Here is a 14,057-nt window from a genome sequence, read left to right as displayed (position 1 = left end):
TACGGACTGTCGTGTCAGTGTTTCTTGGCGAAATACTCGCCCACCCCGCCCTCGCCGCCGCCGATCCCGTGGTCCACCCCCAGGGCGTGGTGGCTGATGCGCAGCCGGTCCGCTGGGTCCACTCCAGTGAGGTGTTGGACATCGCTCCCCTGCTCCGTGGCGGTGAACTGCTGCTCTGCGGCGGGATCACGCTGGCCACCGCCACCCCGGCCAGACGCGGGGACTACGTCCGTGAGCTGGCGCAGCGCGGCGTCGCTGCGCTGGCCATCGAGACCGGCGGTGCACTCCCGGAGATTCCTGCCGACATGCTGCAGAAGGCTGAGGAATACGGCCTTCCCGTGGTGGAACTGCGCAAGGTGGTGCCGTTCGTCGGCGTCATGCAGGCCATCAACTCCATGCTGGTCAGCGAGTCGGTGGGGCACCTGCAGCAGGCGGATGCCGCCACGCGCGCCATGGCTGCCGAGCTGGCGCATGGCGCTTCACTGGACAAGATCCTGGGCGTGCTGGCAGGCATTACCGGCTCGGCCGTGAAGCTCACCTCCCCGTGGGGAGTGACCATGGGCAGCGCGGCGCCGGAGGGTTGGAGCAACGGGGTGGACGCGGAAGCCGGAGATGGAACGGCGGACGACGACGGCACGGGGCCAGGCGGGCACGGCGGCTTTTACCCGGTGGCCGGCGGAACGGTCATCACCGTGGACATCCCCGTGCGCGGGGTCCTCATGGGGCGGCTCGAGGTGCACGTGCCGGATGTCGCGGACACGGCGCTGGCCCAGGTGGCGGGCGAGCGCGCCGTGGACATCCTGGGCCTGGCGCTGCTGCAGCACACGCCTCCGGGACTGCACGCCCTGGCCGGTGCTGAACTGATGCGCGCCGTGCTGAATTCCGCACCGGAGTGGCGCCTCGAGCAGCTGGCCCCCGGCGCCGGCTTTCCAACGGACTCCCCCGCCGTGGTGGCCGCGATCCACGCGGCGGCGCCGCAGGAGCTGCGCGGCGCCGTCGAAAACTTCCTGAGCTCGCAGCGGATTCCCTGTGCCGCGTACCTGGATGACACCGAGCTGGTGGTGATGATCGGCCTGCCGTGCACCGAGACGGCCGGCGAGCGGCGGCAGCTCCTGGAATCACTGCAGGGACTGGAGGGGGACCACGATGCCGTGATCGCCGTCGGGCCGCTGGCAGACGGGGTGGCGGACGCAGCCTGGTCACTGGCGGAAGCCCGGCGCGCCCTGGAGGTACGGCAGATCCGCCGACGGAATGCGTCCGCCCGCAGGCGGCCCCCGTCCCGGGGCCTGGTTGTGGTTGACGCCCAGGACACCGCCGTGGAAAGCCTCGCCCTGACCTGCCTGGATGCCTCGTCCAGGGAGGCGTTCGTGAGCCGGCAGTTGCGGGCGGTCCTGGAGCATGATGCGCAGCGGCAGTCCCAGCTGCTGGAGACCCTGCAGGTGTGGCTGGACTCCGGCTGCAATACCGCGCAGTCGGCGCGCGAACTGCACCTGGAGCGGCAGTCGATGCACCACCGGCTGCAGCGGATTTTCGAGCTCTGCGGAGGGGATCCGCGCGGGACGGGGCGGCTCGCGGCGCTGCACCTGGCGGCGAGGATGGCCGGGCTGCCCTGACCTCCTGCGGGGCCCCTGCTTCCGGACGTATGCTTGCCTGGCATTGCCCTGTGGCCGGCCCCCAGGTCCGGGCAGCTCGGATGGAAAGGGCGCGGCGGATGGCAAAGCGGAATACTTCCTTAGTGGGTGCGCCGTGCTGGGTCGACACCTGGCAACCGGACCCCCAGGGTGCCAAAGAGTTCTATGGCGGACTGTTCGGCTGGACGTTCGACGAGCCGATACAGGTGCCGGGATTCGAGGGCGGGTACTGTCTGGCGCGCCTTGACGGCCGCTCCGTAGGCGGCGTGGGGCAGGCCCCGCCGGGGTCACCAGCGGGATGGCTGACCCATATCCGGGTGGGCGACGCCGGGAAGGCTTCAGCGCTGGCGGAACAGGCGGGCGGCCGGCAGCTCGGGGCCATCGGCGCCGGGACCCGTTCGCAACTGGTTGCCGATTCCTCCGGCGTGCTGTTCGGCCTGCGGCAGGCGGGCGTCAATGACGGCGTTGAGCTGGCAGACCAGCCCAATAGCTGGGCCATGAGTTCGCTGCACACCCCGGATCTTGGAAAGGCCCAGGAGTTCTACAGGGCATTGTTCAACTGGGAACTGACGTCGCCGCCGGACGCCCCGTTTTCACTGTGGCTCCTCGAAGACCAACTGGTGGCCGTGGTTACGCCCACCGACGGCGTGACTGTTCCTCCCCATTGGAGTGTGAACTTCGGGGTCACCGATGCAGACAGGACCGCCGACCGGGCCGTGGCCCTGGGCGGCGGCATTGTCATGGCACCCATGGATACCCCCGGGTTCAGGAGCGCCGTGATCAGCGACCCCTGGGGCGGTGTGGTCGCGGTCAGCGCGGTCACGGAGCAAACCGGCACGCCGCCGGCACGGGCCTGACCAGGCAGCGTCAGCTTCCCGGGCGGCCACCCAGCCGGGTGGTCACCTTGGCGGCGGCGGCGACGCAGGCCTCCCCCAGGCTCTCGAACTGTTCCTTAGACACCCGGAACCGCGGCGCCGGAATCAGGACGGCCGCCACAACGTCGCCGCGGTGGTCGCGGACGGGCGCGGCCACGCCCACCTCGTCCATGGACGATTCGCCATAGTTCCCCGCCCATCCCCGCTGCGCAACATCCTGGAGCCGGGCTTCGTACGCTGCCAGTCCGTCGTCGTCCAGTCCCGGAAAGGTGATGGTTCCGCTGCGCAACAGTTCACGCACCCGTTCGGCCGGCAGCGTGGACAGGAACACCTGGACGGAGGCGCTCATCGCGTCACGGTAGCGGGCGCCCAGGGGCGTGGTGTGCTTGATCTGGTGGTGGCTCGCGATCTGCTCCACGCAGATGGCCTCGTCACCGTTCCACAGCATGAGGGCACTGGTTTCGCCGGTCTGCTCGGTCAGCTGCCGCAGGACGGGGTAGGCAACGCGCCGTTCCTCCATCTCGGCCAGCAGCGGTCCGGCGACGGCGATGAGCCCCAGGCCCAGCCGGAACCGCTTTGTTTCCGGGTCGCGTTCCACCAGGTTTTCCTGCTCGAAGGTGGCCAGGATCCGGGACACGCTGGATTTGTGCATGCCCACGCGGTTGGCGATTTCCGTGACGCCCAGCAGGGGTTCGTCCGCGGTGAAGGTGCGCAGGACGGCGATGGCATTGACGACGACGGAGGCTCCTTTGGCGTCCGTCCCGCCGTTGGTGCCGGTTCCGCTGCCGTTGCTGTCTGGGGTTTTCGCAGGAGTCATGGTGGACACCATCTTTCCCTATGGTCGGGGCTGGACGCCGAAAGCGGCGCCGTGGTGCACGGCGCCGCTTCTGCTGTTCAGATGGTTATCCCTGGACGATGTTGTGTTCCGGGCCGAACGGGAACTTGGTGATGTTTTCCACCGTGTTGTCCTCGCCGATCACCAGGATGTCGTGCTCGCGGTAGCCGCCCGCGCCCGGCAGGCCGTCCGCCACCGTGATCATCGGCTCCATGGAAACCACCATGCCCGGCTCGAGGACGGTGTCGATGTCCTCGCGCAGCTCCAGCCCGGCTTCGCGGCCGTAGTAGTGGCTCAGGACGCCGAAGGAGTGGCCGTAACCGAAGGTGCGGTTAGCCAGCAGGCCGTGGCTGATGTAGATCTCATTGAGCTCGGCGGCGATGTCCTTGCAGACGGCGCCGGGCTTGATCAATTCCAGGCCGCGCTCGTGCACCTCGACGTTGATGTTCCACAGCTCCAGCGAGCGCTCGTCCGGCTGGCCCAGGAAGAGGGTGCGCTCCAGGGCGGTGTAGTAACCGGAGGTCATGGGGAAGCAGTTGAGCGAGAGGATGTCGCCCTGCTGCAGCTTGCGGGTGGTGGCCCAGTTGTGGGCGCCGTCGGTGTTGATGCCGGACTGGAACCACACCCAGGTGTCTCGGACCTCGCGGTCCGGGAAGGTCCTGGCGATCTCGTGCACCATGGCCTCGGTGCCGATCAGGGCCACTTCGTACTCGGAGATGCCTTCGCGGATGGCGTTGCGGATGGCTTCGCCGCCCAGGTCGCCGATGCGGGCGCCGTGCTTGATGACTTCGATTTCCTCGGCGGACTTGATCATGCGCTGGCGCATGGCGTCCTGGGAGACGTCCAGGAGCTGGGCGCCGGGGAACGCGGCGGCGATCTTTTCGCGGGTCAGGCCCGGGAGGAAGTCGTCCTCGACGCCCAGCCGGGTGGCCTTGACGCCGCGCTGGCGCAGGGCTTCCTGGAGGCCGAAGTAGAAGTTGTCGCGGCGCCAGTCGGTGTAGACGATGTTCTCGCCGTAGGAGGTGCGCCACGGCATGCCGGCGTCGATGTTGGCGGTGACGGTGACGGAGTCGTTGGCGGTGACCACCAGGGCGTAGTTGCGGCCGAACGTGGTGTACAGGAAGTCGGAGTAGTACTTGATGCCGTGGTAGCTGGTGAGGATAACCGCGTCCAGCTCCTTGGCGGCCATGATCTTGCGGAGGCCGCCAAGGCGGCGCTCGAACTCTGCGTCGGAGAACGTGAGCTTGCCCTTGGTGCCGTTGTGCAGGACCTTGAGGCGCTCGAGTTCGGCGATGGAGGAGGCGTTGTCGGCAGTGATAGTCACGGGTGGTGCCTTTCTAGTGGGTGCCAGCTGCTGTTGGCGCAGTTGGTGTTGGTGTGCGTAATGAGGTTGGTCTGTGGACCCGGATGGGTCAGGGGCCTCTGGTTGGTCAGAGGTGCTTGAGGGGCTTCCGCGAGGTTTCGGTGGCGAACAGCACGGCCATGAGGGACACGGCGGATGCGGCCACGAGGTACCAGCCCGGCGCCAGCTTGCTTTGCGTCATGCCGATGAGCAGGGTGGCCATGAACGGGGCGGTGCCGCCGAACAGGGCATTGGAGAGGTTGAAGCTGACGGCGAAGCCGCTGTAGCGGACCTTGGTGGGGAACAGTTCGGCCAGGAAACTGGGGAGCGTTCCGTCGTTCAGCGTGAGCATGCCGCCCAGCAGGATCTGGACCAGGACAATCACCAGGAAGTTGCCGGTATCCAGCAGCATGAACGCGGGGACGGTCAGGAGCATGAACAGGACAGACGCGGTGATCAGCATGCGCTTGCGGCCGAACCGGTCCGAGGCGAGTCCTGTCAGGAAAATGAAGCCGATGTAGCTGGCCAGGGCGATGGTGGTGGCCAGGAAGGACTCGGTGGGGCCGAAGCCCAGTTCCTCGGACAGGTAGGTGGGCATGTAGCTGAGGATGACGTAGAAGCCGACGGCGTTGAGCAGCACTGCCCCGCAGGCGATGATGAGCTGCTTGCGATAGGTGCGGAACATGTCCAGGGCCGGGGCTTTGGGGGCGGATTCCTCCTGGTCGGCCAGTGCGCGGAAGGCCGGGGTGTCCTCCAGCTTGGTGCGGATGTAGCGGCCGATCAGTCCCATGGGGGCGGCCAGCAGGAACGGCAGCCGCCATCCCCATTCGTGCAGCTGGTCAGTGCTGAGTACCGAGCTGAGGAGCGCCGCGATCAGTGACCCCAGGAGCAGGCCGGCGGCGGTACTGGCGGGAACGACGGCGGCATAGAGTCCGCGGCGGTTGGCCGGCGCGTATTCCACCAGGAAGGCTGATGCTCCGGCGTATTCGCCGGCCGCCGAGAAGCCCTGAACCACGCGGACCAGGAGCAGAAGGAGCGGGGCCAGCAGTCCGATGGTTCCGTAGCCCGGGATGAGGGCGATGCAGAACGTGGAGACGGACATGATGACGATGGACAGGGACAGCGCCTTGCGCCGGCCGAGCTTGTCGCCGATGTGACCCCAGAAGAAGCCACCCAGGGGACGGACGAAGAACGAGATGGCAAAGACGGCGAAGGTAGCCAGCAGCGCGGTCTGCCGATCGGCCTCAGGGAAGAACACTGAGGAAATTACTGCGGCCAGATAGCCGTACACCGCGTAGTCGAACCATTCGACAAAGTTGCCGATGAAGCTCGCAGTGACCACCCGGCGTCGAACGTCCTTGCTGGCAACGGCGTTGTCCATGCCGCCACCAGCCCCGGCAGGAGCGTTGGCGTCAGCGGCAACCATCCCTGCCTCGGGTGAGTTTTGTTGGGTACTCATGAAACCACCAATGAAAGTTAGAGTTGCATTGCTTGCAACGTGGTTGTTTCAAGATAGGCCGTGACGCGCAGCACAGTCAAGGGTTTCCCAAGCATTACGCAGCGATATTTTGCTAATCAGGGGCTTACGTAGTCGACTGGAAACCGAGACCCATCTGGATATCTGTTGCATCACCAACAACCTAGTTGACTTTGGGGGGGGAATCTGCGGGTGATCCTCGAGTAAGCTGCACCCACTGTCTGCACGGCATTTCGCCTCGGCGCGGCAAAGGCGGGCCAAAAGACACGAGTGAATCGCCCTGACCTGCCCCATACTGGCGCCATGGACGAGACTGCCGCCAGGGAGCGCACTGCGCGAAGACCGGACCGGATCCTGCTCGCGCTGGTGGGGGTGGTGGTTCTGCTGGTGGTGGTTGCGCTCGCAGTGGTCTTCACCCGCAGTGAGCCCGCTCCCCTTGATGAGGTGAGCCCGGCCGGGGTGGTCCAGCGGTACAGCAAGGCAGTGATCGACGGCGACAGCACCGCTGCCCAGTCGTACCTCACCGAGGGTGCCAAGAGCCGGTGCCGGGGCGCCTACGTCAGCGAGCCGGCCCCCGCCCGGGTTGTCTTGGTTTCGACGACGGAACGCACCGATTCAGCCACGGTGAAAGTTTCGATTGTCCGATCGTCCCAGGGTGGACCGTTTGGCCCGTCGGAGTACGAAATGGAGGACGCCTTCTCGCTCCTCAAGGTGAACGGGAAATGGCTGATCGACCAGCCACCGTACCCACTGGTGGACTGCACCGTTGTGCCGGTGAAGCCATGACGGCGCCGGCAGCAACCACAGTCCCTGCCCCGGCGGGTGGGCTGGCAACCCTGCGCCGGCTGATCCTGTACGTCCTGCTGTTTGCCCTGATGGTGATCGCAGCCTCCGGGCTCCAGGGGCTGCTGGAGCGGCTTTTCAGGACGGCATCCACCCTGGTCTCCGGTGATGTGGCCGGCCTGGCGCTGTCCCTGGCCTTCACCCTGATCGGCGGCCCGCTGGCGCTGCTGCTGTGGTGGTTCGTGTGGAGGCGCCTTGACGACGAGTTGGAACGCCGGGCGCCCGGGTGGGGCCTCTACCTGACCGGGATGTACGCGGTCTCGCTGATCATCGCCACCACGTCACTGTTGAACCTGGCCACCTCCTTCATTGATACGCAGGAAAGCCAATGGCCGTCCCCGCTGGCCAACGGGATCGTGTGGTCGGCTATCTGGTGGTGGCACCGGTGGATGTGGAAGCACCCCCGCAAACCGTCATCACATCTCGAGGACGTGCGGGCCGTCGCCGGCTCCGTTTTTGGGTTGCTGCTGGGCGCCGGAGCCGCCATCGCCGCGCTGGGCACCCTGCTGGACGTGGCAATTCGCGGTTTCACGGCAGCGGCAGCCTTTGAGCCGTGGTGGTTTCCTGTCCTGCGGTCCCTGGTATGGGCCGCCGGTGGGGCTGTGGTCTGGTGGTGGCACTGGTTCCGGGAGGGGGGCCGGCGGTTCCAGACAGGGCTGGTGGACGTCACCATCATCGCCGTGGGCATCTTCGTCGCCGGCATCACCGCCCTGGGCGGCCTCGGGGTCATCCTGTTCGTCCTCCTGCGGCTGGCGTTCGACCGGAGCGACCCCCTCAACGACCTGCTCGAGCCACTCGCCCCAGCCACCGCGTCCGCTGTCATCGGGGCCCTGGTCTGGCGCTACCACCGCACCACGTCCGTCACCCGTTCCACAAGGACCCGCCGCGCCAGCGTCCTGGTGACGTCCGCTGTAGCCCTCGCTGCGGCAGCTTCCGGCATCGGCGTTGTGGTCAATGCCCTGCTGGCCGCCGCCGTCTCACCCTTGGCCGGCGGCGCCACCCGCACACTGCTTCTGGGCGGCATCAGTTCGCTGGCGGTGGGGGCACCGGTCTGGTGGCTGGCCTGGAAGCCGAGGCACCAGCCGCGCACCGCTGGGGACATTCCGCCCGGCCGGCGCGTCTACCTGGTGGCATTCTTCGGCGTCAGTGCCGTGGTGGCCCTGATTACGCTGCTGGTCATCGGCTACCGGCTCTTCGAATTCCTGCTGGGCGACGTCACCGGCGGAAGCCTCCTGGACCGCATCCGCGCACCCCTCGGCCTCCTCGTGGCGGCAGGTCTCGTTGCGGGATACCACTTCGCGCTCTGGCGGCATGACCGCGCACTCCTTGCCGCCGCGGCGCCCGCGCACAAGCGCGTCGTTGAGCGGGTCACCCTGGTCAGCGGATACCCGGCAGGTTCCGTGGATCCCGAGGCATTGGCCCGCGGCATCGCTGACGGCACCGGCGCCAAGGTGACCACCTGGCTGCGGGCGGACGACGGCGGCCCCGGACTTCCGCCGTCGACTGAGCCTTCACCCGTGGCCGGGGATCTCATCCGGCAGGTGACGGCGGCACTGGAGGGCGCCACAACGCAGCAGATCCTGGTCGTTGCAGGCCCGGGGAACCGGCTGGAGGTCATCCCGTTGGTCGGCGTTGGTGGCGCTGCAGTCCTTGACGGCCGTCCCGCCCTTGATGGCCACGCGCCTGGCCGGGTCCTACGGCCCTAGCTGGCGCGAAAGCCGGAGCCTAGCGTGATGGCAAAGGAGGCCGGCGATGGCTGTTCGTGGACCCGTGAAGCATGGTGGTGCCACCCCGGGACGGAACAGCAGGCGCGGCCTCGGATGCCTGGCGGCCGTCCTCCTCGCCTTGGCCGCGTGCTCACCCGGCGGTACGCCCCCACCAAACGGCCCATCCGCCAGTTCGGCGTCTCCCCCCACCGCCTCCCCTTCCATCCCGGGGCCGGCAGTGTCACCGTCCAAGCCCTTCTCGGACGCGGAACTTGCAGCCATCATCGACGGCGTGGGACGGTCGCGCAACCTGCCGCATCCTACGGCCCAGGACTCAACCCGCCTGCGCTCGGGTGCGGCAAGCGGGTCCCTCCCGCAAACCCGGACGGAGACCACCCCGGCTGACTGCGCTGCCTTGGTTCCCCAGGACCCGTTCACCCGCTGGGCGGACAAGGACATCAATTTTGCCGAGGGCGCGATGCCGCCGGCCGGCGGGCAGTCCGGCCCCACCAGCACCATCATGATCGTGTTGCGGTCTGCGGACCAGGACGTCCTCGCAAAGGCCGATTTTGGCTATACGGACGACCTATTGTCCCGCTGCAGCCAGTTCGATCTGGCCTACACCGAGTCGGGCCGGACCTCCACCTACGCCCTCCAGTTGCTGGCCGCTCCCCCCATCGCCGACAGGCAGCATGCGTTCACGCAGGTCACCAGCCCGAAGGGCCCGGGAGACTTCGGTTCAGTGGGGCTGCGTGTCCTGGACGGCACCCTGTCCATCACGTTGGCGCTTTCTGTTGCCACCCGGAACTCTGAAGCCGACGCCAAACCGGCCCTGGATTCGATGGCGGAACTGGCGAAGGAGCTCATCAGCGAAGCGGGCGGCCCCCAAGCACCAGCGGAACCAAGCGCTCCAAACTCAATGACGCCTGAACAGATGGTGGCGCTGTTCAAGGGCATGACCGCCCCCGGCGGGGAAACGGTGAGCCTGCCGCAGGCGGGGATCATTGGGCCTCCCCAAGGCTCCACGCCCACAGTCCTGACGCCGCCGGCCGACTCCCCCTGCACCTTCGATGACCAGGCGTACACCGCGTCGCTGGCTGGTTCCGTCTCCGGGCAGGGGCAGATCCAGGGTGCGACCAAGATGGACTACACCGACTTCACCGCCGTCAATATGCCGTCGACTGCGCAGCCGCCCTACCCGTTCGACGCCAGAGCGGAACGGCTCCGCAGCTGTACCTCTGTGCAGGAAATCCTGTTCGAGGGCACGAGCCGGACGTGGTCCCCTGTTGCCGCATTGGCCACCGCCATCACCGCTGATTCGAGCTACGCCGTGGCCTATCAGCTCAGCGACGGCACAGGCCAATGGCACGTGCGGTGCGGGGCGCGCCGGGGAACACTGTCCATCGAGGCGGCCAGCGGTACGGCTTCCCAGGCCGAGGCACAGTCCAGGGCCGACGCACTGGCATCTTTCTTCGACGCTGTTTTCTCCCGTGCAGGAAAGTGAATGTGCCACCGGTCCATCTCCGCTGGCAGCCTTCCTCAAGATTTGCGCAGTTTATCCGGCTGGTGGATTAACCCTCTTCCCTTGGCATTCGGGGGTGCCTAGTGTGGGCACACGCTTGCAAGGGGGATAAGTGAAAAGCTCAGTCGAAGGTCTTCAGGACGCCACGGACCAGGATGCGCAGCAGGTCGCTGTGGCGGATTCACTGGACGTACAGCAGAAGCTGGCGGAATGGACGTCTGACTGTCTCCTGACGTTGCACAGCCCCGTCAGGTTCACCCGGGCAGACTGGCCCTAACCTCGCTTGCCGGGCTGACGGGACGGGCCACCTGGACCACCGGTATGACTCCTCAGAGCCATGCGCCCAACACGGCCAGCGCACTGGTCCAGGTTGTTACCCGCCGTTTCAGGCCCGCCCGGCTGATGTTCAGCTGGACGCGTCCCGCTCGATTTCCTCGGCGAGGTCATCCACTTCTTCGGGGCGCGCCTCAATGCCCGCTTCCTCGAACCGTTCTTCAAGGACGTGGGCTACGTCGTCCTGGACCTGGCCCAGTTGGATGTCGTGGCGGACATCCTCGGCAATGCTCTCAGGCGTCTCAACGTGTCCGCTGCCGGCCACAATCCCGTCGTTGCCGTCAAAGGGATCGTTGGCGCCGCCCGCTCCGGAATCAGTCATACTCCATCGTTACCCTTCTCCTCCCGGCAGTAAACGGGCGGAAGGATCCCAGGGGAAGGGACGACGGCGGCCGCGTCCCGCCGTCGTCCGCTCCCCTGCAACGTCAGGCTGCTTCGGCGAGAAGCCCGTCGATGCGGGTCAGCAGCCCCGGCCAGCCGTTGCCCATGCCTTCAATGGCGTGGCGGCCCATGGGTGTGTCGAGCTGGAAGCCGGCGTGTTCAAAGTGGAGGACGGTGCCGCCCTCGACGGGCTCAAGGCGCCAGGCGATGGTGGTGTCCAGCTGGCCTTCGGAGAACAGGAAGCTGATGGACTTTCCGGGGTCTACGGCAAGGACCTCGCACTGCTGCTGGCCCCAGGCGTCCATGTCCATGGTGAAGCGGTGCCCTGCAACGGGTGCGATGTTGCCTGGCGCCCACCAGCGGGCCAGCAGTTCCGGGGTTGTCAGGGCGGCCCAGACGGCGGCGGCGGGGTGCGGGTAGCGGCGTTCCAGCCTGATCGCGTTGTCGGTCATGTCGGTTTCTCCTCGTCCAGAAGGTCTGCCAGCGCATCCAGCCGCTGGTTCCAGTAGTGCTCGAAGTGCTTCACCCAGGTGCCAACCTCGGCGAGGGGCGCCGGCTGGAGGTGGTACACCCTGTTCCGCCCCTGCCGTTCCTCCCGCACCAGCCCTGCATCCCGGAGCACGGCGAGGTGCTCCGACGCTGCCGGACGGCTGAGGTCCAGCAGTCCGGTGAGTTCACCAGCGGTCCTGGGTCCCTGGCGCAGCTCGTCCAGGATTATCCGCCGCGCCGGGTTGGACACGGCGGCGAAGATATCGGGAAGCACATTTTCAGTATACGTCGGAAATTTCCGACCTATCCGAAAAGGGCAGAAGGGGCCCATGTTCCCCCCGTCACATCAGGGCTACGCTGGGCCGAAACGAGCGTACGCTGTAATTGCATGCAAATGCATGAACTTACCTAACGGACCGAAGGAAAATGCCCCATGAAGGCATGGCAGTTCACCGGCACCAACAACCCCCTCACCCTCAACGAAGTGGCTGAACCCAGTGCCGGTCCGGGCCAGGTAGTGGTCAGCGTCAAAGCCGCCGGGGTGTGCCACTCGGACGTGACCGCCCTCGACGACGCCGGCTGGATGCCGCTGTTCCCGGAACTCCCCCGCACCATGGGCCACGAAAATGCCGGCGTCATCACCGAAGTGGGCCCCGGCATGGAGCACTGGAAAGTTGGCGACCGGGTTGGCCTCTCCCCCGTCATGAAGGACGGCGACGCGTTGGGTTACGGCAAATGGGACGGCGGTTTCGGCCCCCAACTGCTCGCCACCGACGACAACCTGGTGAAGCTGCCCGATGAGGTCTCCTTCGAGCTGGGTGCGATGGCCACCGATGCCGGACTTACCGCCTACCACGCCATCATGGCCGTGGGCGGGGCCAAGGCGGGCATGAAGGTTGGCGTGATCGGGCTGGGCGGACTGGGCTACATCGGCGCCCGCGTCGCAGCACTGTCAGGCGCAGAAGTATATGGCGCCGAGGTGAACCCCGAGACGCAGAAGCTCGCGGATGAGATCGGCCTGGCCGGAGTGGCTGACTCCATCACCGAATTCAAGGACAAGAACCTGGACCTGATCGTTGATTACGCCGGGTTCGGCACCACCACCTCCGCGGCACTTGAGACCCTCGCCGAGTTCGGCACGCTGGTCCAGGTGGGCATGGGACGCCTTGAGGCGACCATCAACACCTACCCGCTGATCATCAACCAGCTGTCCATCAAGGGATCCAAGTCGGGCACCAAGGAGGACCTCGAGAACCTCTACGCCCTCATGAAGTCGGGCGAACTGAACCCGCCGATGAACCTCATCCAGCAGGCCGATATCCCCGGCGCCATCGACAAGCTGCGCAAGGGCGGCGTGGTGGGCCGCTTTATCGCGGTCTACGAGGACTGAATCAGCCGCGCACTGGGCTGAGCGGACGACGGCGGCCGGGTCGCGCCGTCGTCCGCTTGGCTTTTTTGACGGCTGCTGCGGCACGCCCACGGTTCATCCACTAGGCTCGCTTTTGGTCCGTTGTGGACCTTGACCGGCTGCGCCGGAAGTATTGGGGGACATATCCATGGTGGGAACTGGCACTACATCAAAGACGCCGTCCAAGCGCGTGGCCTGGCCGCATACCGGGGTAATTGTCCTGCTGCTGGCCGGGTTGGCGGGATGTACCTACGCCGATCACGCGGCAGAGCCGGCGGCCGCTGTCCAGTCCACATCCGTCCCCACCACGTCCTCCGCCGCCAAGCCCGGCCTCAGCGGGGAAACCGTGCGGGACTCGTTTGGCAATGTGGACTTCTACACCACGGCAGCGGGCGACACGCTCGCAGCAGTGGCGAAGGCCTATAAGCTTTCGGAGGCGAAGGTAGCCGGGTTCAACGGACTCCAGCCCGGAGCCGTCATCCCTGCGGGCACGAAGCTCCGGCTGATGCCGGCCGGTCCAACGCGGGGCGCAATGGGCGCTGCCACGGGCGACGTAAACGGCATTCCAATGGACTACACAGTGGAACCCGACGACAGCCTGGCTGGCATCACCTACCGGTTCAACCTGACCGAGGAGCAGTTGGCGGAAGCCAATAAGGTTCCGTTCGCCTACGAAAAGGGAAACGTCTTCTTCATCCAGGCCGGAAGGGCCATCCGCCTGCAAAAAAACCCAGTGGACAGCCGCTCGGGGTCCGGCGCAGAGGTCAACAACTCGTTCGGCCAGACGGTCTTCTACACCACGGTGGACGGCGACTCGTTCGACAGCCTTGGCTACAAGTTCCGCTCAACCACGGCACAGATCCTGCTGTACAACCCGTCCATGGCGGCGGACCAGCCCATTCCTGCGGGTACGAAGGTTCGCCTGATTCCGGGCGAGCTGAAGATCGAGGGTGCCCAGGGAACGTTCACCGCAGACGCCAACGGGATTCCGCTGACTTACACCACCGCGCCGGGCGACATCGAGCGGCAAGTTGCCTTCCGCTTCGGCGTCGACCAGCTGCGCTCGGCCAACCGTCCGAGCACGGGCACGGCCGGGGCTTGGTATGACTTCGCCGACCTGCCCAGCGGCGAATTGTTACCGGGCCAGACCATCAGCCTGGCGCTCGACAAGCCCATCAACAAACCCAGTCCCTGACCTCCGCTCCTCCCTGTCCG

At 66.6% G+C, this 14,057-nt stretch carries 14 protein-coding genes; 8 read left to right on the top strand and 6 right to left on the bottom strand.

What is annotated here, in order from left to right:
• Window positions 1-11 precede the first annotated feature (11 nt).
• Both AB0280_RS05295 and AB0280_RS05290 read left to right on the top strand, forming a co-directional pair.
• Window positions 12-1,613 carry a PucR family transcriptional regulator gene (locus AB0280_RS05295; protein WP_307491558.1) on the top strand — a complete coding sequence of 534 codons (1,602 nt, stop codon included), beginning with the start codon at window positions 12-14 and terminating at the stop codon, window positions 1,611-1,613.
• A gap of 122 nt (window positions 1,614-1,735) precedes the next feature.
• Window positions 1,736-2,488, top strand: a complete 753-nt coding sequence (locus AB0280_RS05290; RefSeq protein WP_307491556.1) for a VOC family protein — start codon at window positions 1,736-1,738, stop codon at window positions 2,486-2,488.
• 10 nt (window positions 2,489-2,498) lie between these two features.
• On the opposite strand, the gene AB0280_RS05285 is transcribed toward AB0280_RS05290, so the two are convergent.
• The 3 genes from AB0280_RS05285 to AB0280_RS05275 form a co-directional block, all read right to left on the bottom strand.
• The gene (locus AB0280_RS05285; RefSeq protein WP_159630500.1) at window positions 2,499-3,335 is read right to left on the bottom strand and encodes an IclR family transcriptional regulator; all 837 of its coding nucleotides are present in this window, start codon (window positions 3,333-3,335) and stop codon (window positions 2,499-2,501) included.
• A gap of 73 nt (window positions 3,336-3,408) precedes the next feature.
• Window positions 3,409-4,665, bottom strand: a complete 1,257-nt coding sequence (locus AB0280_RS05280) for an aminopeptidase P family protein (protein WP_159630498.1) — start codon at window positions 4,663-4,665, stop codon at window positions 3,409-3,411.
• A gap of 106 nt (window positions 4,666-4,771) precedes the next feature.
• Complete coding sequence (locus AB0280_RS05275; protein ID WP_370871801.1) at window positions 4,772-6,142, bottom strand: MFS transporter; 1,371 nt, start codon at window positions 6,140-6,142, stop codon at window positions 4,772-4,774.
• 321 nt (window positions 6,143-6,463) lie between these two features.
• On the opposite strand from AB0280_RS05275, the gene AB0280_RS05270 reads away from it, so the two are divergent.
• From AB0280_RS05270 to AB0280_RS05255, 4 genes are all read left to right on the top strand, one after another.
• Complete coding sequence (locus AB0280_RS05270) at window positions 6,464-6,946, top strand: hypothetical protein (RefSeq protein WP_307491551.1); 483 nt, start codon at window positions 6,464-6,466, stop codon at window positions 6,944-6,946.
• Window positions 6,943-8,709 (top strand): DUF5671 domain-containing protein, encoded by a 1,767-nt coding sequence (locus AB0280_RS05265; protein WP_307491689.1) that lies wholly within the window; start codon window positions 6,943-6,945, stop codon window positions 8,707-8,709. Before AB0280_RS05270 ends, AB0280_RS05265 begins: the two co-directional genes overlap by 4 nt.
• Before the next feature lie 238 nt (window positions 8,710-8,947).
• Window positions 8,948-10,213, top strand: coding sequence for a hypothetical protein (locus AB0280_RS05260; RefSeq protein WP_307491549.1), 1,266 nt, complete (start codon window positions 8,948-8,950; stop codon window positions 10,211-10,213).
• Between the two features lie 130 nt (window positions 10,214-10,343).
• The gene (locus tag AB0280_RS05255) at window positions 10,344-10,508 is read left to right on the top strand and encodes a hypothetical protein (protein ID WP_275180786.1); all 165 of its coding nucleotides are present in this window, start codon (window positions 10,344-10,346) and stop codon (window positions 10,506-10,508) included.
• A 129-nt stretch (window positions 10,509-10,637) separates the two neighbouring features.
• Here AB0280_RS05255 and AB0280_RS05250 read toward each other — a convergent pair whose 3' ends face one another.
• The 3 genes from AB0280_RS05250 to AB0280_RS05240 form a co-directional block, all read right to left on the bottom strand.
• On the bottom strand, window positions 10,638-10,886 hold the full coding sequence (locus AB0280_RS05250; protein ID WP_307491546.1) for a hypothetical protein: 249 nt from the start codon (window positions 10,884-10,886) through the stop codon (window positions 10,638-10,640).
• 103 nt (window positions 10,887-10,989) lie between these two features.
• The gene (locus AB0280_RS05245) at window positions 10,990-11,397 is read right to left on the bottom strand and encodes an SRPBCC family protein (RefSeq protein ID WP_307491544.1); all 408 of its coding nucleotides are present in this window, start codon (window positions 11,395-11,397) and stop codon (window positions 10,990-10,992) included.
• Entirely contained in the window at window positions 11,394-11,708 is a 315-nt protein-coding gene (locus AB0280_RS05240) for an ArsR/SmtB family transcription factor (RefSeq protein WP_307491542.1), read from the bottom strand. Before AB0280_RS05240 ends, AB0280_RS05245 begins: the two co-directional genes overlap by 4 nt.
• Before the next feature lie 159 nt (window positions 11,709-11,867).
• Here AB0280_RS05240 and AB0280_RS05235 point away from each other — a divergent pair, with 159 nt between their 5' ends.
• Both AB0280_RS05235 and AB0280_RS05230 read left to right on the top strand, forming a co-directional pair.
• Window positions 11,868-12,824 (top strand): zinc-binding dehydrogenase, encoded by a 957-nt coding sequence (locus tag AB0280_RS05235; RefSeq protein WP_307491540.1) that lies wholly within the window; start codon window positions 11,868-11,870, stop codon window positions 12,822-12,824.
• Window positions 12,825-12,990: 166 nt separating this feature from the next.
• Window positions 12,991-14,037, top strand: a complete 1,047-nt coding sequence (locus AB0280_RS05230) for a LysM peptidoglycan-binding domain-containing protein (protein WP_307491537.1) — start codon at window positions 12,991-12,993, stop codon at window positions 14,035-14,037.
• Window positions 14,038-14,057: the final 20 nt, after the last annotated feature.

The sequence above is a fragment of the Pseudarthrobacter sp. 902506025 genome, from assembly GCF_040702325.1.
Classification (GTDB): domain Bacteria; phylum Actinomycetota; class Actinomycetes; order Actinomycetales; family Micrococcaceae; genus Arthrobacter.
Note: the sequence above shows the minus strand (reverse complement) of the source record. Positions and strands in the feature narration are given on the sequence as shown.

What these genes read in the sequence shown, in the direction of transcription:
- AB0280_RS05245 (WP_307491544.1), bottom strand. Translation starts at nt 11,397, where the DNA reads ATGACCGACAACGCGATCAGGCTGGAACGCCGCTACCCGCACCCCGCC.
- AB0280_RS05275 (WP_370871801.1), bottom strand. Translation starts at nt 6,142, where the DNA reads ATGAGTACCCAACAAAACTCACCCGAGGCAGGGATGGTTGCCGCTGAC.
- AB0280_RS05230 (WP_307491537.1), top strand. Translation starts at nt 12,991, where the DNA reads ATGGTGGGAACTGGCACTACATCAAAGACGCCGTCCAAGCGCGTGGCC.
- AB0280_RS05250 (WP_307491546.1), bottom strand. Translation starts at nt 10,886, where the DNA reads ATGACTGATTCCGGAGCGGGCGGCGCCAACGATCCCTTTGACGGCAAC.
- AB0280_RS05270 (WP_307491551.1), top strand. Translation starts at nt 6,464, where the DNA reads ATGGACGAGACTGCCGCCAGGGAGCGCACTGCGCGAAGACCGGACCGG.
- AB0280_RS05235 (WP_307491540.1), top strand. Translation starts at nt 11,868, where the DNA reads ATGAAGGCATGGCAGTTCACCGGCACCAACAACCCCCTCACCCTCAAC.
- AB0280_RS05285 (WP_159630500.1), bottom strand. Translation starts at nt 3,335, where the DNA reads ATGGTGTCCACCATGACTCCTGCGAAAACCCCAGACAGCAACGGCAGC.
- AB0280_RS05265 (WP_307491689.1), top strand. Translation starts at nt 6,943, where the DNA reads ATGACGGCGCCGGCAGCAACCACAGTCCCTGCCCCGGCGGGTGGGCTG.